This window comes from Candidatus Paceibacterota bacterium (assembly GCA_035452965.1).
Taxonomy (GTDB): Bacteria; Verrucomicrobiota; Verrucomicrobiia; order Limisphaerales; family UBA8199; genus UBA8199.
Map to the genome: position 1 here is coordinate 225,004 of DAOTCE010000001.1, position 18,869 is coordinate 243,872.

The window sequence follows — 18,869 nt, forward strand, 5'->3', positions numbered from 1 at the left end:
GGATTATTCGCCGGCCCCGGAAAGCGGATTGACCCGGGTGGGGCGGGTCTGATACGGGTGGGGGCGGTTCACTGGACCGCCCCAAATCATGACGAACCAGACAATCCCGGAAGCCGGCGATGCCGAGTTGGTTGCTCGCGTCCAGGCGGGGGAGCTGGAGGCCTTCGAGACCCTGACCAATCGCTACGAGCAGCGGGTGTATTCCCTGGCGTTGCGAATGCTGCGCCAGGAGCAGGACGCCGAGGATGTGACGCAGCAGACCTTCCTGAGCGCGCTGGAGAACCTCGGCGGCTTCCGTGGCGAGGCATCCTTCGGCACCTGGCTCCTGCGTATCGCCGCGCATGCGGCGCTCAAGATCATCCGCAAGCGCAAGGGGCTGGACACGGTCTCCCTCGAAGCAGCGACTGAGCCGGGGGACGATTACGACACCATCCCCCATCCCGAGTACATCGCCGATTGGCGGCAGTCGCCGGAACAACTTGTGCACAAGAACGAGGTCCGGCGCTTGCTGGATGAGGCATTGACCAAACTGGAGGAGAAGCACCGGCTGGTATTCTTGCTGCGGGATGTCGAGGGGTTGTCCGTGAGGGACACCGCCGGAGCTCTCGGCCTGAGCGAGGCCAACACCAAAGTGCGGTTGCTGCGCGCCCGCCTCCAGCTCCGTGAGGAATTGACCCGTTCCCTGGGCGACCCGGGCCGGCAGCTGACGCGAATTCCGCATGGCCACTGAGCGGGAGCCCCTGCCAGAGCACCCCGGTGCGCACACACAACTTCTCAGCGCTGCCACCCTGTAACTTTTCTCCGGCTGGAGGCTCAGTCTGATGGAACAGAGCGATATGAAGTGTTCGGAATTGCTTGCGGTCTTGAACGAATACGTGGACGGCACAGTGGACCCGGCCGTATGCGAGGAGTTTGAGAAGCACATGGCCGGGTGCAACCCCTGCCAGGTGGTGGTGGACAACATCCGCCAGACCATCACGCTTTATAAGGGGGGCCAGCCCTACGAATTGCCGGCCACCTTCCGCCAGCGCCTCCATTCCGCCCTGCGGCGGCGCTGGAGCGAAACTCACTGTCCGAAACCCTGAACCGCACAGTCCCTTAAGCCTCTTCCAATCTCATGCCCCCGAAAGTCACATGGATCATCATCATCGCCGTCGTGGTCATCGCCTGGCTGCTCCTGAAGCGGCTGGGCCAGGTGAGCCCGACCTCCGCGCGCGCATGGCATAGCCAAGGCGCGCTCGTCATTGATGTGCGGACTGAAGCCGAGTTCCAGGAACAACATCTGCCGGGGGCGGTCAACATTCCCCTCGACCGGCTGGGCGATGAAATCGCCCGCCACGCGCCCAATAAGGAGCAGCCGCTGTTGCTCCACTGCCGGAGCGGGGCGCGCAGCGGCCGGGGCACAAGCGTGCTGAGACAGTTGGGGTACAGCAAGGTATTCAACCTCGGCTCCTACGGCAGCGCGGCGAAGATCGTCGGGGCGGGGAACGCGGCGCCGTAAACGACGGGGCGCCGATGGGCGGCGATTTCCTCCAACGCGGCGGGCTTTGGGTGCTGGGGCAAAGCGTCCTTCTGTGCGTTGTCATTGCCGCCGGCATTCTGTGTCGCGGTCAGTGGCAGAGTCTCCCCCTCACTCTCTGCGGCGCTTGTTTGCTCCTGATCGGCGCCGGCTGCGGGCTCGCGGGGACGATCAGCCTGGGGCGGGGCCTGACGCCGTATCCCAAACCGACCGCCGGCACCCGGCTGGTCCAGACGGGCATCTATGCCTTCATCCGCCATCCCCTCTACACGGCGGTATTCTGTGGCGCGATGGGTTGGGCGCTGGTTTGGGGCAGCGGGCCCGCCCTGTTGGCGGCGCTGGCCCTGGCCCCGCTCTTCGACGCCAAAGCCCGCCGCGAAGAACGCTGGCTCAGGCAACAATTCCCCGACTACACCAGCTATGAGCGCCGGGTGCGACGGTTTGTGCCGTGCATCTATTAAGCTAACCCCGGCCGCCACAGCTCGGGCGCCTGGTGGCCCAGCCGCCACGCCTTGAACCAGGGCCTGCCGCTCGCCAGGCTTTTGGAGTGCGGGGGCAAGCGCAGCGCGACCCCGCTTTCCGAACTCGGGAGCGGAACCGCGGATCCAAAAGCGCCATCGCCGCTGCGCTCTGCCGGCGCTGGACGGGACTGAATCCTTCGCCGACAACGACTGGCTCCGCCCATCCCCCAGGCCTGAGGCACCCCACGCCCATGCCAACTACGGCGATGGGACGGTTCCAATCCGGCGGGACCCCTGTGTGGTTCCCATGGGGGTCGGCCCCCACGGGAACCACACAGGGGTATAACGGGCTTCACATCGTTGTCGCACCGGGGTTGCTGGAAGCCGCAGAGGGCCGCCGCTGGCCAGGCTTTTGGAGTGCGGGGGCAAGCGGAGCGCGACCCCGCTTTCGGAGTTCGGGGGCGGAACTGCGGCTAAACAAGCGCCGTCGCCGCTGCGCTCTGCCGGCGCACTCCAAGACCCTGCGGCTCCCGGCTACCACTGGCGCATGCGGTAGAAGCGCTGGGCGGCGTTGGCGACGGGGTCGGTGAGCAGCAACAGGCCGCCGTTGCCGGTGTTGGTGGCGATCGGGCTCCAATTGGGCGCCGACAGGGAGTCCTTGAAGTCGAGGGCGTAATGCTTGCGGGCCAGCGTTCGGATGAGGAAGCTGAACTCTCCGGGCACCCGAACCAGATTGAGCAACTCCGGGGCGCGGAGGCTGCTGGTAACGAGCAGGAGCGAGTGCTGCTCGCCGCCCGCCACGCTGACCACATTCGCCAGCGGGAACGGCAGGTCGCACTGGCCGTTCCAGTTATCGCCCCACGGCACCACGGTGCCATCGGCCCGAAGAGCCAGGCTGTGAGCGCCGCCGCCGGCCACCGCCATCACGTTGTTCAGTCCCGACGGCACGCTGGCCTGGCCCATCGAATCGTCGCCCCACGCCACTACTGTCCCATCGCTCCGCACCGCCAGGCTGTGGTAGGCGCCGGCGGCGATGGCCGTCACACCCGCCAGTGCCGGGGGCACCATGGACTGTCCCGCCAGGTTCCCTTCGGCATCGGTGTTCTCTCCCCAGGCCACCACCGTGCCGTTAGCCAGCAGCGCCAGGTTGTGATTGCCCCCGGCGGCAATGGCCACCACGCCGCTCATTCCCGCCGGCACGTTGGTCTGTCCCCAGGTGTTATCACCCCAGGCCTTCACAGTCCCGTCGCGGCCCAGGGCCAGGCTATGCCAGGTGCCGGCACTGATGGCGATCGCCGGAGCCAGGCCGGCGGGCACGTTGGTCTGGCCGTAATCATTCGCGCCCCACGCCACCACGGCGCCGTCGGCCTGAATCGCCAGGTTGTGGTAGCCGCCGGCGGCGATGGCCAGGGCGTTGCTCAGCCCGGCGGGCACGTTGCACTGGCCGGCATAATTGTTGCCCCAGGCCAGGACGGTGCTGTCCGCGCGCAGGCCGAGGTTGTGCCAGGCCCCGGCGGCAATGGCGACGAGATTTGTGGCGGTGTTCGGGAAATCGGCCTGACCCTGAGAGTTGTCGCCGCGCTGGATCAAGGGGAAGATGCCCAGGGTCACGTCGGCGCTGTTGGTGGCGCCATAGTCATTGGAAACCCGGACTGAGTAGGTGCCGGCATCGGCCCCGCTCGCGGAGGCAATGGCCAGCACGTTCGATGTGGCCCCCGGAATATCCGTGCCGTCCAGGCGCCATTGATAAGCCAGCAAGGGTGTGCCGTTGGCCAGCACCGAGAAGGTGACGGGGGTGCTGGCGGTGACCAGGCGGCTGACCGGGTTAGTAATAATAAAGGGCAGCGTCGGCCCCGACACGTAGCTGACCTGGTCAACGAACCCGGCGTCCAGCCCGGCGCTTTGCGAGGCGTTCTTGGTGTAGGACCAGACCGCGGTTTGGGGGCCGCCGCCCAGAAGTACGTTGAGTTGCTGCCAGCCCGTCTCTCCTGAGAGCTGGATCGCCGGGTTGGTGTATCCGCCGCCGTAGCTCAGGAAACTCAGCATGTCGGCGTTCGCCTGGGATGAGGCCCGCCACCAGAAAGAGAGGGTGCCGGGGCCGTTAAAGGTAGTGCTCAGGCTGGTTTGCTGGCTATCTCCGATGAAGTAACTGCGGCCGGAGGCGACGCTGTCATGAGACACATTGGTCTGGCCGAACCATGGGAGGCTCGTGGCCGTGACCCAAGTGGAATTGCTGTAGTTGAGGGCCGCAGGCAAAGGCACGGTCGGCATGACGTGGACCACGACGGTTTTGGACAGGTAGTTAATGCCCGCATCGTCCACCACGTGCAGCGTGAACGTGTAATCGCCCGCGGCGGTGCCGGCGGGCGGGGTGAAGGCCAGGTTGAAGTCGGGCGTTTCGCCGGAGCAGACCCGGCCGTAAGCGGGCGGGGCGGCCGCCAGCCAGGAGCTGAACGCCGGCGGTTCCACCCTTAGCGCCAGGTTGTCCACGCAACTAATGGTCAGGCTGTTGGTGATCTCGTGCCTGAGGTCATTGATCAGGGTGACATTGGTGCTCTGGAAGGCCTTGCCGCTGGTTCGCGCCGTCCAATTGGCCCAATATTGGAAATAATAGTCCGTGAAGGCAAAGCTGCTTATGCGGGCCGCCAGGAGGACCACATGATTCGTGGCCATGGCGGCCAACACCGCTTGCAGGTCGAGATCGTCGCTGTTTCCCATGATGCCGTCGCGGCCCGGGTCGCCGCCGGTTGACTCGACCGTAGTGCCTTTGCCGGGAATGCCTTGGTTCAGATTGCAGTCATGGGGCACAGAATCCCCGAAATTGACTACGACCCGTTTGGCGCCCGAACGCCAGGTCATGCTGGGGTCGGCGTAGCTCTCGTAAAGGGCGCGCGTGTAGGACTCGGGCCCATCCATGCCCGGAGTAATTTGCAGTCTGTTGATTGCCGCGGAGACAGCGCTCAGGTTGGTCGTCAGCGCCTGGTCCAACCTGTAAGGGTAATCCGCGGGCATTCCCACCCAGTTGTTGGTGCCATACGGGGCATCGTAGCCGCAGGAGTCGTAGGAGCTGGGGTAATCCCCGAACGAAGACACCCCGAAATGGAAGCTGACACCTGTGGCCTGGAGGGCGTTCATGAGGCTAATGGCGTTGGCTTTCGCCGTGTCAATCACCCCACCCATGCTCCCGGTGACGTCGAACGAAAACAAGACGTCCGCCGCGGGCGGCAGCGACGGGAGGGTTACGCTCAGGCTGTTGCTGGCTGATTGGCCGGGGTAAACCGTCGCCTCGATATCGGCGGCCATTAAATTGCCGCCGGCCAGGATGGCCAGCAGGCAGGTCATTTTCGTCTTCATGGCAAATATGAGTTTTCGAATTCTCTGATGTATGTCTGATTCCACACCCTGAGTGCCTGCGCCAAGGCACGCATCTGCCTGAGGACTGGGGTCAGTCCGTATCTCATGGGAGATCACGCTCCTTCGCGCAGCTATTTCTGTTTTGCTCCGTGCTGGAACAGCTCGAGGCCGCCGCTCGTCGTTTCCAACTTCAGCGATGGACTGCCGCCTTCGATCGTCCCTCGCAACGTGCCGATTGCCAACCACTGCGCGTTGGCATCCGACACGCGGGCCAGCCACAAGCCGCCCGCGAAGGCGGCGCATGACGGAGCGCTGTTCATCAGGACCGAGTTAAGACCCATTCCCGCCCGGAAGCAACCCCTGAAATTGACGGAACTCGCGGCGGACGGCGCGCGGACCGACAGAGGGTGTCACGCTGCGCTCGCCCGTGTGGGAGCGAGCGGCGGTTTGCGCGGAGGACTTCAGAAGCCCCGGTCCGCGGGGGCGGTCGCCTTCCCGGTCGGCAGGCGATTGACGCCATCGCGGGAACACAACACTTCGAGGGTCAGGGGCTTGGAGGAGAACATCACCATCCCATGCGCCAATCCCTGACCTGGATCGAACAAGAACTCCGCCGGATTGCCCGCGGTAAGGACCTTCTCCAGCCCCAGGTTCGCCCCGCCGAGGAACACGGTGTCCTGCAGGCCGGGCGGGCCCTGGATGGAGAAGGTCAGCTTGCGCGCCTGGGCATCCCAATGTTCGGAGATGCGCTTGCCGCCCCAAAGATGGAACGGGGCGTTCCCTGGCGCGGCGCGCAGGCAGAACAGCCGAAGGCTCTGCCCGGGGATGGAGAGATCGGCAAGGCCCTGGTTGAGTTGGTTGCCCTTCACGGTCCTGGCGAGCCGCCGCACCACGTCGAAGAGCGTGTAGTCGTTCTGCGGCCCGATGCCGAACGCCTCCGGCGCCTGAAACTCGAGCGCGGTTTTCTGGTCCTGGGCCGCCATATTGGCGACCGGGATCAGGCAGTCGCCCCAGGTCTGGTTGCGGTAAATCGTCGCGTAAGTCTGGGGCGTCGTTGTCGCGAACAGGCCGGCGGCATCGGCGAAGGGCCAAGCCTTCGACTCATACAGCCCGAAGTAGTATTGGGCGAGGTTGTAAGTCCGGGTATAGCGCGATTCGAGTTCGGTGACGCCCTTGGCATAGGGGAATTTCCTGGGATAAATGCGCCAGTCTATCTGGGTGTATTGGCCGCCGCCGGTAAGCAGGTCGTAGTTATAAACCAGCGAAGCAGGGCAGCGAGTGGGGTCTTCGCCGCCGGGCCAGATCATGTTCTGGGCGGGGATGCTCCTGGCAAAGCCGTAGTAGTTCCAATAGTCATCGAGCGAGCCGAAGGAGTAGCCTTCGCCGTAGATCAGCGCGTCGAAGTTACAAAGGATCGGCAGGACAAACGCGCGCGTGTTGTGGCTGACCAGCACCACGTGCGGACAGCGGCGGCGCATCAATTCGCGGCGGCGCCAGTTCATCTCGTGCAGCTCGATCAGGCAGTCATAGACCTCCCGGGGATGGCCGTGCTCGCGCCACAACGTGCAGTTCGGGTAAGCCAGGTTGTCGTCCAGGTAGATTCCGTCCACCGGGAAACGGTCCAGCATGCGGGTGATGTTGCCGAGGCGGTATTCGGCCAGGCCGTTGGGCGAGGCGAGGCAGGTCGCGATAAGGTCGCAGTAAGGGTCCATCGTGGCCAGGTAGCGGCCGCCATAGTTGAATCCCTGCCAAAGCGGCCATTTGCCTTTGGCCTGCATCTCCCGCACGCCCGGCGCGCTCGCGTACAAAAGGTCCGCATTCTCCTCCCAGAGAAAAAGCATGCCCAGCTCGTGGACCTTGTCCAGGACGCGCTCGAACTCTCCCGCCGGCGGGCGCGGCTCGCCTGGCGTGCCCGGGCGGTGCATCTGAAAGAGCGTAAAGCCCAGCCGGGCGACGCCGCTGATCTCCTCGTCCGTCGGGTAAGGATACTTCGCATCGCCAATCCACACGAACATCCGCAGATCGTTCATCCGCGGATGCGGCAGCCGGTTGGGGGCGACGCTGATGCCGACCCGAAAAGTGAGCGGTTCACCCGCCTTCAGCACGTAAGGCTTGTCGCCCGGAGCGACCCGCGCCACATACTGCGTCAGGGCCACTTGCGCCTGGCGGCCGTCCCTACCGATTACCTCGGCGACAGCCGTATCCAGCTTCGGCCGGCTCAAGTGGAGCGCGCCGCCGTCCGTGAAGATCGCCAGTGCCGCCGTTGGGCTGAACACCTGCAGGCAGGAGGTCAGCGTTTGCAGCCGGACGGCCTGTCCGGGCTCAGGCAGTCTGCCGTGCGCGGCGTCGTCGCCCTGCTCATCTCGCCTCTTGTGAAGGTAATGGCTAAACTGGCCCTGGGCGGGAAGCTGGTAGAGCAGCGCCTGTTCCACGCGCAAGTCCGCCCGTGGTGACAGCTTCACCGCCGTCACCGCCACGCCGTCGCTGAAGAACGTATGGAGCAGCGTGTAATCCACCTCCGGGCCCCGCTTCGCCGGATCGCGGAGCACCCCCTCCGCCCGGAGAACTACCTTGTCCGTACCCTTGGTCTCAATGGCCAGCTTGCAGGAATTCAGTTCCGAGGCCAGGCGGTATTGGTCAATCTGAATGTCGGCCGGGCCGGTGGCAGCGATGACTTCCTGCCCCTCGCAAACCACGCGGAATGCGCTAATGGCGCCCGTCGCCTTGCGAACGCGGTAGGTGAACGTGGGCCCGTTAATCGTGACCTCGGTAGCGTTCTCCGAGAAGCTGAGTTCCTCGGGCGGCAGCGGATCGCGCAGGACTGCGCTGACAGGGCGGCTGGCTGGCGCGGCCTGCCCGGCGAGCGTCGGCGCCAGCCCGCAGCCCAGCAGGAGCAGTGTTAGAAATGTTGGCCATGTCCGGCCCAGGATCGGGTTGTGGTTCATAATTACATTCGGATTAGAGACTTGCTCAGCCGTGTCCGTGTCTTTCGCTAAAGGCGCAAAGCCGCACAGGATAGCCGTCACCGGCGGCTACCTGGGCTTGTGAAAAGCCCATGCCTGCTGTTACCAGAACCGGCGAAGCCCGGCAAGGCTTCCTCCCCCGACCGAAGCCTGCAGCTAATGCTTCACAGGCTCATGAAGCAGCCCCTCAACGTCATGGCCAAATCGGCGAGAACAGCTAACTCGCGAGGCGCTTGCGTCCGCGGAGCCAGATGCCCACGGCCGCAACGGCAGAAATCAGGGAGATCACTGCCCCGCAATAGAATGCCCGGTCTTCGTATGCCAAAATGACCTCCTGCCGGCCGGCCGGCACTTGCAGGGCCTGGAAGGCATGATTGGCTCGCCAAAGGGGCGCGGGGCGGCCAGCCACGTAGGCGCGCCAGTTGTGGTAGAACGACTGCGCGATCACCACCAGCGCCGGTTCGGCTGCCTCGGTTTCCAGTTTCACTCTATGAGCCGAGAACTCCTGGACGGTGATATGCGCCGGCGACGAATTCGAGACCGTGACCAGCGCCCGCGCTGTCGGGGGCAGGAAAACGGTCCGGCGCGGATCAAAATCCGGCGAGGTCAGCGCTTTCAAGGTCGCGGCAGCGTTCGTAAACACAGGTTCCTGTCCGGCCGTGACCCAGGACAAATGAGTCGGCCGAAATTCCCATTCAATCACCCGGCCCGGCATGTTAATGTGCGAAACGGCCAGGAAGTCAGCCAGCCTGGCCGGAGGCTGAGGCCCGGCCAACAAGGTGGATTTAATCTCGCCCAATTGCTGCGGGAAGAGTGAGTAAAAGCCGAGGACTTTGGGGATTCGGTCGAGAAGATTGGCATTGGCGTGCAGCGCCAGGCGAGCATAGACAACTTGCTCGCTGGCGTTGGTCATTTGAAGATAATACATCTTGTTTTCACCTTTTGCGGTGAGCATGACTCGCGCTCTGCCGGTCTCCGGCGCGGGGTTTGGGCGCAATTCCTTGCGCGCCAGGTTCGGTTCATAGACCCAGCGCGGAGCGGAGGGATTGGGCCGCGGCATGGCAGTCAGGGTATCAAGCCACAGAAGCATGATCAGCGCCAGGCGCACCGGAATTTCCAGCGGCTGCCGGTTGGTCTGGCGCAACGCTACTATGACACCCAGGATCATAATAAGGAAACCCGCGCTGCTGGCTCCGCTCGTCGCGGCGACGAGTGCTGAAGTGTCGCGAAGCGGATACTGATATGCGGACCAGACCACTATGCCGATGATAGCCAGCAGGCCCAGGCCAAGCCCAAGGAGGTAGCGGCGAAGGCGTGGCCATTCATCGGGCGTGACCGTGAGGCAGCGGGTCAGAAACACTGCGGCCAGTAACGGAATGAGAACCGTCGGCAGAATGACGAACTTAACCGGATAGCGCATGAATCCCAAGCCGGGCACCACCTTCCGGAAAGCAGAGTAGAGCAGGGCATGATCGCCATGAGCCAGGAGCAGGCACACCACCGTGAGGGCGCTCAGCAGCCAGACCAGACGGCGGCGGACCAGTCCGATCGCCAACAGCGCCAGCGCGACCACTCCCACGCCCAGGTAATACGAGAGAATCCAATACTGGTCCGGTTGCGCATAGGTCCCCAGAGATAAGGAGTAACTGCGATACAAGGGCACCAGATAATTAGCCAAGCCCCAGGCGGGCATTGACCAGAGGGAATCCGCAAAAGCCTTGCCCCGCTGCGAATGCGCAAGGAGGTCCAGAAAGGGCAGCAACTGCGCGGCGGCGAGTCCGGCGACCCAAAAACCTGCGGTCAGGAATCGCGCGGACATGCGCCAGCGCCCGCCCGGCGCGCCGACTACCGCTCCAGCGAACAGGGCGGCGACCAGGACCCAGGTCAGGAAGATCACTTCCGGAGCGCCAGCAAACAGCTGCATCGCTCCGGCCAGAGCAGCAACCGGGAGCCAACGCCCTCCGTTGCGCCAGGCCCGTTCCGTGGCCAGGACCACCCACGGCAGCCAACCCATCGCCGCGATGTTATTCGGCCACATCAGGCAATTCAGCATGAGCGCGTTGAAAGAAAACGCCACCCCCGCTGCTGCCGCGGCGAACCGGTTATCCGTCCAACGATACGCCAGGAAGTACATGCCCATGCCCGCGAGGTAGAAATGGAGGAGGCAGAATACCCCCAGCGACCACGACAGCGGGAGCAGGAGGTAAATCGCCGATAGGGGATACAACGTCAGCGTGTTCCACTGGGCCAGGAACGGCAGGCCGCAGTAGCTGAGCGGATTCCAGAGCGGAATCTCGCCCTGCCAAAAGCTCTCCCGATGGTAATGGGCCAGCGGGTAGCCGAAGAGAGAGAAGTCGCGATGGAAAAAGGTGCCCCGTCCCAGCAGCACTTCAGGATACGCCGCGACGACCAATACTGCGAGCATCGCGGCAAAACGCCCGGGCGTAAACCAGCTATCCGCATCCTGTGCGGGCTCTCGCGCCGGGCGGTTCCAAAACATGCCTGAGGACTCTGTCACAACCTCCTGCCACTTCAAGCTGGATTTCCGGGCCGCGGCGCAGCGCGACAGACAATATCGTGTAATGCTGCCCCCGGTTACCCTGTTCGACCACTGCTGTTCCCAGGTTCCTGAAGGCGTTCCCATTCCCGGCTCGGGGTCGTAACGCGATCTGCCGGGCGCAGAATGACGGCCCAGAACCTCTGCCGGGAGCATCACATTCTCAAACGCCTTCCAGAGAATGGAGTTCCCTTCCTGGCAAATGAAGAACGCGCTTGCCACCTGCCTGCGCCGACCTAAACCTGTCTGAAATGAGCATTGTCTCCTCCGAGGAGCGCAAGCGGGCAGATCCTGACCCGCTTGCCGGGGTGAATACCAGGTGCGATTTGCGCCACAACTGGTGGAAGCTCGCCGCTTGTGGCCTGGTGATGGCGGCGCTGGCCGTGATCGGCTACTGGCGGATATTTACGCAGTTCATGGCCTACGACGACGAAGGGTGCTTTCTTTGGTCGTTAAGCAACTACTGCTCCGAGGGTGGACTCTACGATCGCGTAGAAAGCTGGTATGGTCCGTTCTTCTTTACTTTCAATCATCTCTTGCACGCATTGGCGGGGTTGAACTTCGACCACGACACCGGCCGGTTGCTTACGCTCTTCTACTGGTGCGGAACAGCCCTGGTCTGCGGCCTATTTAGCTGGAAGCAGACGCGCAGTGTGGGGGCGGGGCTCGCCGGCACGGCCCTTACCTTCGTTAGCCTCATCACGGTAATCCGGGAGCCGATGCATCCGAGTGGCTTCCTTGCCTTAGCGGTCGCCTTGGCGGTGCTGGTTGGCGGCGCGGCCATCGTTCGGGGCCGGCCAGTTGTGTTTGGCGGCATGGTCGCCCTGCTGGGCACGGCCATGGTGTTGTCCAAGATCAACGTCGGCGCATTCTTCCTGATCGCGGCCGGCACCTGGTTCGCGATCAACTCTCGCGCATTGGGCAGCACCCGGGCGGCTTCGTTGCTGTGCGCGCTTGCCTGTGTCGTCGTCCCGTTGCTGCTCATGCGAGACCAGTGGCCCAGCCCATGGGCCACGGGTTATGTGCTCGTTTTCGCATGCGGAGCGCTGGCGTTGACGGCCGCACTCCACGCGGCGCGACAACCGGAGCACGGGCTTCGGTCAGGGATGGTTGGACTTGCGGGCGCGCTGGTCCTCGGAGGCGTTGTGCTTGTGGCCGCGTCTGCCCATGGCACCAGTTGGGCTGGCCTCTGGAAGGGCGTGGTCGTGGCCCCCAAGGGATTTGCTCAGGGTCACTATGTGCAACTGCTTTGGCCGGCGGGAGCACGGGAGCTTGCGGTTTTCCAACTGGCGGCCGCTGCCGCTTACTATTTTCGTGAACGGGCCGCATGGGTGTCGCCCGCCATAGCTGCGCTCCGAATCGTGGCCGGACTGTGGTTCTTCGCGCGGGTGCCATTGTTGTTCTCCGAGGCGACTTCGCTCCAGAATTTCTGCTTCAACTACGGCCCCTCGCTTGCGTGGCTTATGGCCGTGCCGTTGGCATCGTCTATCCCCGGCACCGCTGACCGTGCCCGGCTCTGGCTGGCCTGGGTGTTTATCTGGCAGACGCTGCAGGCGTATCCCGTGCCGGGCAGCCAGGTTGGCTGGGGCTGTTTCCTCTGGGTGCCCTTGTTTGTTGTGGGGTGGCATGAGGCAGTGAGTTACTGGGTCGAACGCTATTGGGCGAAAGTGCGCGTCGCGCGGGTGGCAGCCGGGTTTGTCTTGGTGGGCGCGGCCGTTCTGGCCCTCTTGCCCATCGGCCGGGTGGGCTACGAGAACTTCACCAGCAATGAACCCCTGGATTTGCCCGGCTCTTCCCGACTGCGCCTGGCCCGTGACCTCTCCAGCGATTTGCGCATTGTCCAGCAGAACATCCGGGCGCATGGCGGCTTGCTCTACACCTATCCCCTGATGCGCAGCCTCAATCTATGGACGGGCCATCGCTCGCCTTTCCTGCCCCGTGAAACGCTCGAAGCCTACGAACACGCCTTGTTCGAGCAGTTTGAGGCCGATCCACGCGCCGTCTTCGTCGTCAATCTTCACTGGATCGAGCTGACTCGGATCCAGGGGAAGCCTCAGCCCGAGAACATCTTTCGCTATGTTAACGCACATTTCGTTCCGGCTTTGCAGGTTGACACATTTCAGTTTTGGGTCCGCCGCGACCGACCGGTCGCCCCGTTTTCAATTGCCCAATTGCTCCCCGGTTCCGCGGAGGAACGCCGGCAGCTCGAGTCTGCCGTTGAGGCTTTGGCGCGGCCGTTGGCCGCAATTGAATTCGTGCGGCTCACTCCCGAACACACCGTGCTGCAGCGCCTGCCGCTGGACGCCGCTCAGCCCTGGCAGCGTGTTTCCATCAATGAGTCCGGGGCCCCAGTCAGCCGGGTTGATGAAGGAACTGGTCCGGTTAATATCTCCCAGGCCTCGCGCCTCAGGCTCGAGTTGGCGCCGGTTCTTCCGTGGCCCAGCCTGGCGCAGGTTGAAGTTCGCCTGCTGGACGCCGATGACCGGATCCTGGGCCGGCTGCGCTTCGCCTCCAAGCTCGCATACTTGCCCGTGACGGAGGGGGAGCAGGCTCGCCCGGGAAAATAGCGCCGCGGGCCGGTGCGCCGGCATGGGCCGCGGGACGCGCACGAAGAGTGTGAGACAGAGTTCTGCCGGCGCCTCTCATTAACACCCCGCTTCAGCGGGGTGTAGGACGGTCCGCGGTCGTTGAAACCGTTTCAACGGTTTCCGTCCTCGCGCCATTCCAGCTCATAACGCCTCACCAGCAGCTCAAGTTCCTCCGAGAAACTCCTCTTGCGATGGTGCTCCTCCTGGGTGGCAATATACCTCGCCACTTCGTCCACGCCCGAGTGCGACACCGAAAAGGCGCCGTAGCCGCGTCCCCAGGCGAATTTGCCAGGCAGCAGTTTGCTCTCGTTTATCCAATGCGAGGAGCTCCCTTTAAGAAGCTGCATCACCTCCTCAATGGATAGCTGCGTGGGCAAGTCAATCAACACATGAACATGGTCGGGATTCACGTGGTTGATCCTCAAGTAGATGCCTTTTTGCGGTGCGTACTCGGATAGATAGGCGGACACCTTTGCCGCGGCGGACTGGAAGAGCAGCGGCCTCCGTTCCAGTGTTGCCCAGGTCAGGTGCAGCCAAACCCGCGAGTAGGAGTGCAGCGACATGAGGCAGGATTAAGAGAACGCAGGCGGCGGCACAAGCGGGGAAACCGTTGAAACGGTTTCCGCCAACCTGGCCGGACTCCCACCCCGCTGAAGCGGGGTGTTAATGAGAGCTTGCCAGTCTCAATGCCTGGCAGCCTGGGGGCCTGGCACCTTGTTTTCCGTGGATTCTCCCACTTCGGAAGAACCAGGCCTCGCATTCGCGCACAACTCTGCTTTACTGCGCAGCTTCACTGCGCTAGAAGCTAGCGCCATGCAATCTGCCGCCCAGCCAGGCTTGAAGGAGACCGCCAGCCCTTCCATCTTCGGCAAAGACATCTCGCCCGCGGGCTTCAACCGGGCGCTGGTGTTTCTCGGCCTGTTGGGCTTGATCCTGCGGATCGGCTTCTATGTCGAGCACGTGAACACCCCGTCCTTCGGGGTGCCGACACTTGACCAGAAGTACTACGACACCGTGGCGAAGATGCTGCTGGCCGGCGAGGACCTGCACGAGCTTCGTGGCTTCCGCCCGCTGCTTTACCCCATGTTCCTCGCCTTCTTTTACAAGCTCGGCGGCAACTGGGGTGTGGACCTTGCCTTGCTGGCGCAACATCTCCTCGGGATTGCCACCGGCCTGCTGGTGGCGTTGCTGGGCGCGCGCCTGTTCCGCCATCGCCTGGCCGGCGTGGTGGGCGGGGCGCTGTTTCTGCTGGCTCCCCTGCCGCTCTTCTGCGAGGGAGAGTTGCTGATCGAACCCAGCTACACGTTTTTGATCGTCCTGGCTTTGCTGCTCCACCTGCACACGGCCGCGAAGGAAGGATGGCGAGGCGCGTTGCTCTGGATGCTCTGTGGCGGCCTGATCGCTCTTGCCTCGCAAGCGCGGGCGAACGTTCTGGTGTTCCTGGCCTTCTATCCGCTGTTTGCCCTGTGGCGTTGGTGGCACATCCGCGGCCGCGCCGCTCTGCTGCCGCTGCTGGGATTGGCGGGCGTGCTGGCGATGATGGTGCCCTGGGGGATCATCAACCTGCGGCAGGCGGACGGCTTCCATCTCGTCACCAACGCCGGGGGCGTGGCCCTTTACCTCGGCAACCGCCGCGGCGCGGATGGGATGTTCGCCTACGACGTCGCCACCGCGCTTTCCGAATTGTCGGTGAACAGGCAAATTGCCGCCGGTGCCGCCGCCAGCGAACGGTACGAGGACCTCGTGGAGGTCTGGGCTCGAGAAGAATACCTCGCCGCCATGCGGGCGCAGAACCGCGAGCCGGAAAGCGATCCCAAGGCCATCTCCCGTTATTGGACGCAACGGGCCGTGGACGAGATCAAAGCCGACCCGGCGGCCTGGCTGCGCTTGATCGCCAGGAAATGCTGGCTCATGTTTTGGAATAAGGAGGTGCCGAACAACAAGGACTTCGCGTTTGTCGCGCAGGAGCACTTCTGGCTGGGCGTGCTGCCGGTGCGCTGGGTGGTCCTGCTGATGCTGGCGCCCGCCGGGCTATGGGCGGCGGCCCGATTCGGAATTCGCGATCACCTTTTCATCCTGCTCGTTTACGCCGGCAGCTACTCGGCGAGCAACCTCGCCTTCTTCATCTGCGACCGTTACCGGTATCCCGTGCTGCCCGTCCTGGCGGTGCTGGCCGGCGGCGGCGTGCTGGCCGGTCTGGCCATGTTTCGCCGGCGCCGGTGGCGAGGCTTGCTGTGCGTGCTGGCGGGCGCGGGCGTGATGGCCGCCATTTCCCTGCCCAATTGGTTCGGGATAAAGCTGCCCAACTTCGCCCAGGACTTCTACTTCCGTTCCTGCGCGTGGTATGAGAAGGGGCGCTTCACCGAGGCGCTCGAGGACGTCAATCGCAGCGTCACCCTCGATTCTGGCCGCGGCACGGTTCAGCACCATCGGGGCAATGTGCTGTTCGCCTTGAATCGTCTGGAGGAAGCCTGTCAGGCTTATGAGCGGACCCTAACGCTCCTCCCGGGAGATTCCGGCGTGTGGAACAACCTCGGCGCCGCGCTTGAGGCGCTGGGCAAGACAGACGCTGCGCTCCACGCCTACCGCCGGGCCACCGAATGCCGGCCGCCAATCCCGCTGGCCTTTCTCGGTATCGCGTTCATTCAAACCCGAGCCGGACAACTGGAAGACGCCGCTGCGATACTGGATCAGCTGGAGAAACTGCAACCTAAGCCCAGCGCGGCGACTCTCGCCGCCCGGGCAACCATCGAGCGCCGGCGGGGTGACACGCAGCGCGCCGAGGCCCTGGAACAACAAGCCCGGCAGTTGGACCCGGAAGCAACGGCGTGGGCCATTGAGCGCGCCACCAAACCGCCTGCCGGCAACACCGCTCCGAAAGTGGATTGAGCGGGACGACGAATTGGCACTTATCTTTGGCGTTGGAAATGGGGATCTTGTTTGCCATCCGGCTGTGGAGGGCTGTAAACGAGTAGTGTGGGCTTCGCGATGTTTTGCCGCTTGCTAGGCTAGGGGTGCACTACTAGCGTTGGCCCCGACCCATGCAGTTGATTGATAACGCTTCCAAAGTCGCGAATGGCTCCGATAGCACTTGGATAGGGGCGTTTACGCCGGGCCGGTTGGCGGTCTTGATCGCGCTGTTGTTGTTCGCGCTTTACCCCGGCGTGATTAGCGGCACCCATACGTTTTTCTATCAGGACTATGGTTTGTTCACCTATCCCGTCGCGCGCTACACCAAGGACAGTTTCTGGCGCGGTGAACTGCCGCTCTGGAATCCACTGAACAACTGCGGCGTGCCCTTTCTGGCGCAGTGGAACACCTCGGTCTGTTATCCTCTGTCACTAGTCTATGTGCTTTTGCCTTTGCCTTGGGGATTGAGTGTATTCGGCCTGGGTCATCTGGTGTTCGCGGGCGTGGGCATGTATTTGCTCGCGGAGCGCTGGACGCAAAACCGGCTGGCCGCAAGCATTGCCGGCCTGGCATTTGGTTTGAATGGATTGATGCTCAACTGCCTGTTGTGGACGAGCAACCTCGCCGCCCTGAGCTGGCAGCCCTGGGTGATCCTGGCGGTGGAACAGGCCTGGCAGCGGGGAGGAGCCCGCCGGATTGCGTTGGCCGCACTAGCCGGCGCCATGCAGATGCTGTCTGGCGCGCCTGAGATCATCGTGTTTACCTGGCTGATTCTGACCGTGCTGTGGACGCGGGAATTATTGCGCCATCGAGTCCCGGTTTGGCCGGGGCTGCAGAGATTTGCCGCCGTGGGGATTTTGGTAGCCGGGCTTGCGGCAGCGCAATTGCTGCCCTTCCTGGACTTGCTGGCACATTCGGAGCGTGATGCTTCGTACGGGGAGGCGGATGCGTGGCCGATGCCTCCGTGGGGTTGGGCCAACCTCATCGTGCCGCAGTTTCACGCATCGCAATCCTTGTGTGACACTTACCACCTGGCGGGACAGTATTGGACCAAGTCATATTATGTGGGCGTGGGAGTGCTGGTCCTGGGGCTCGTGGCTTGCTGGCGAGTGCGCCAATGGCGGGTCCGCTGTCTGGCGGGCATGGCTCTGGTTGGGCTGGTGCTGGCGCTAGGGCATAGTGGATTCCTCTATACGTGGCTCAAGCAATTGGTGCCTGCCTTGGGATTCGCGCGCTACCCGATCAAGTTCATCGCTCTGCCGCTCTTTGCCATTCCCCTCCTAACTGCGTGCGGGTTGCACGCCCTGCAGAATCTCCCCACGGGGAAGTCCAGGCAAGACGTTCATTTTCTCATTGGCGCAAGCGTTTTGTTCTTGCTTGTGACTGCGGGAATATTGTTCTTCGCGCACCGATTTCCGGTGCCGGAGGAAAGATGGCCAGTAACCTGCCGGGACGGCGTGATGCGGATTTTGTTCCTGGCAGGACTGGTCGGTTGCCTCGTTGGATTCCTGTCTTCCTGCCGGGTTCGCACTCGCGCATTGCTTGGTGCGACAATCGTGCTGCTGGTCGGATTGGACCTGATCACGGCGGGCCAGCGGCTGCATCCCACCGTGGACAAGCGGGCTTTCGGACCGCTTGAGTTGAACATGTCTTACCGGCCGCGCCTGGGGGAATCGCGGGCGTTGGTCAGCCAGCAGGCGAACGCGTTTCTCAACCGGTTGGGAATGACCAATCCGGTCGCCTTTTGCGTTACCATGCGGGGCGCATTGGCTCAGAACAACAATCTGCTGGAGAACATTCCGAAAGTGGACGGTTTTTGTTCGCTCCGACTCCGGCAGGTTTCGGAACTCATGCCAGCGCTCAAAGATGCCAGCCTGGTAAGGTCCCCCCTGGCGGATTTTCTCGGCGTGGCCTGCGTGACGGCTCCGGACAACGTCTTTGCGTGGCAGACACGTTCCGGCTTTCTGCCGCTGATCACTGCCGGACAGCAGCCGATGTTCTCCACTGATCAAGAATGCCTGCAAGCGGTCACAGCGGATGACTTCAAGCCTCGCGAGGTCGTTTGTATGCCCGCACCAGCGCGAGAATTTGTGCGCGCTGCCGCTGTCTCCAATGCCACCATCATTTCCCCACAATGGAGCGCGTCGCGCGTCCAGTTCGGCGTCAAGACAACCGCGCCTGCGATGGTCGTGATCGCTCAGTCGTTCTACCACAACTGGAGTGCGTCGGTGGACGGACAGCCGGCCCGGCTGTGGCGAGGCAACTACGCATATCAGGCGTTGGAGGTTCCCGCCGGACGGCATGAAGTGACCTTGGTTTACCGGGACCGGGCGTTTTATCTTGGCTCCGCCTTTTCAGCGCTATCGCTAAGTATATGTATCCTTCTTCTCTTACGGCGGTGTCCGCGCGGTGAAGGGGTATGAGGGTCCTGTGGAGAATCAACAAACTGCCGGCCAGCCGTCGGTGAACGGGCGATGAGGGCTGCCTGCGCGGGCGGTGAACAAACGGCGAGGGTGG

Annotated in this window: 12 protein-coding genes; 7 read left to right on the forward strand and 5 right to left on the reverse strand. The window is 63.4% G+C overall.

Annotated features, from left to right (window positions below):
• Positions 1-88: 88 nt before the first annotated feature.
• The 4 genes from P5205_00880 to P5205_00895 all read left to right on the forward strand — a co-directional run bounded on the left by P5205_00880 (position 89) and on the right by P5205_00895 (position 1,980).
• On the forward strand, positions 89-730 hold the full coding sequence (locus P5205_00880; protein ID HSA08905.1) for a sigma-70 family RNA polymerase sigma factor: 642 nt from the start codon (positions 89-91) through the stop codon (positions 728-730).
• Between the two features lie 106 nt (positions 731-836).
• A complete protein-coding gene (locus P5205_00885) occupies positions 837-1,085 on the forward strand; it encodes a zf-HC2 domain-containing protein (protein ID HSA08906.1) in 249 nt (82 codons plus the stop codon).
• A gap of 32 nt (positions 1,086-1,117) precedes the next feature.
• Complete coding sequence (locus P5205_00890; protein ID HSA08907.1) at positions 1,118-1,501, forward strand: rhodanese-like domain-containing protein; 384 nt, start codon at positions 1,118-1,120, stop codon at positions 1,499-1,501.
• 14 nt (positions 1,502-1,515) lie between these two features.
• Complete coding sequence (locus P5205_00895; protein ID HSA08908.1) at positions 1,516-1,980, forward strand: isoprenylcysteine carboxylmethyltransferase family protein; 465 nt, start codon at positions 1,516-1,518, stop codon at positions 1,978-1,980.
• Positions 1,981-2,514: 534 nt separating this feature from the next.
• Here P5205_00895 and P5205_00900 read toward each other — a convergent pair.
• From P5205_00900 to P5205_00915, 4 genes are all read right to left on the reverse strand, one after another.
• The gene (locus P5205_00900; protein HSA08909.1) at positions 2,515-5,334 is read right to left on the reverse strand and encodes a hypothetical protein; all 2,820 of its coding nucleotides are present in this window, start codon (positions 5,332-5,334) and stop codon (positions 2,515-2,517) included.
• Between the two features lie 131 nt (positions 5,335-5,465).
• Positions 5,466-5,654 carry a hypothetical protein gene (locus P5205_00905; GenBank protein HSA08910.1) on the reverse strand — a complete coding sequence of 63 codons (189 nt, stop codon included), beginning with the start codon at positions 5,652-5,654 and terminating at the stop codon, positions 5,466-5,468.
• A gap of 141 nt (positions 5,655-5,795) precedes the next feature.
• The gene (locus tag P5205_00910) at positions 5,796-8,279 is read right to left on the reverse strand and encodes a hypothetical protein (GenBank protein HSA08911.1); all 2,484 of its coding nucleotides are present in this window, start codon (positions 8,277-8,279) and stop codon (positions 5,796-5,798) included.
• A 235-nt stretch (positions 8,280-8,514) separates the two neighbouring features.
• Complete coding sequence (locus P5205_00915) at positions 8,515-10,797, reverse strand: hypothetical protein (GenBank protein HSA08912.1); 2,283 nt, start codon at positions 10,795-10,797, stop codon at positions 8,515-8,517.
• Positions 10,798-11,105: 308 nt separating this feature from the next.
• Here P5205_00915 and P5205_00920 point away from each other — a divergent pair, with 308 nt between their 5' ends.
• Positions 11,106-13,421: a hypothetical protein gene (locus tag P5205_00920; protein ID HSA08913.1), complete on the forward strand. Its 2,316-nt coding sequence runs from the start codon at positions 11,106-11,108 to the stop codon at positions 13,419-13,421.
• A 131-nt stretch (positions 13,422-13,552) separates the two neighbouring features.
• Here the strand turns inward: P5205_00920 and tnpA are convergent, their stop codons facing one another.
• Positions 13,553-14,005 (reverse strand): IS200/IS605 family transposase, encoded by a 453-nt coding sequence (gene tnpA / locus P5205_00925; GenBank protein ID HSA08914.1) that lies wholly within the window; start codon positions 14,003-14,005, stop codon positions 13,553-13,555.
• A 250-nt stretch (positions 14,006-14,255) separates the two neighbouring features.
• Here tnpA and P5205_00930 point away from each other — a divergent pair, with 250 nt between their 5' ends.
• Positions 14,256-16,331, forward strand: a complete 2,076-nt coding sequence (locus P5205_00930) for a tetratricopeptide repeat protein (protein HSA08915.1) — start codon at positions 14,256-14,258, stop codon at positions 16,329-16,331.
• A gap of 152 nt (positions 16,332-16,483) precedes the next feature.
• Positions 16,484-18,775 (forward strand): hypothetical protein, encoded by a 2,292-nt coding sequence (locus P5205_00935; GenBank protein HSA08916.1) that lies wholly within the window; start codon positions 16,484-16,486, stop codon positions 18,773-18,775.
• Positions 18,776-18,869 lie beyond the last annotated feature (94 nt).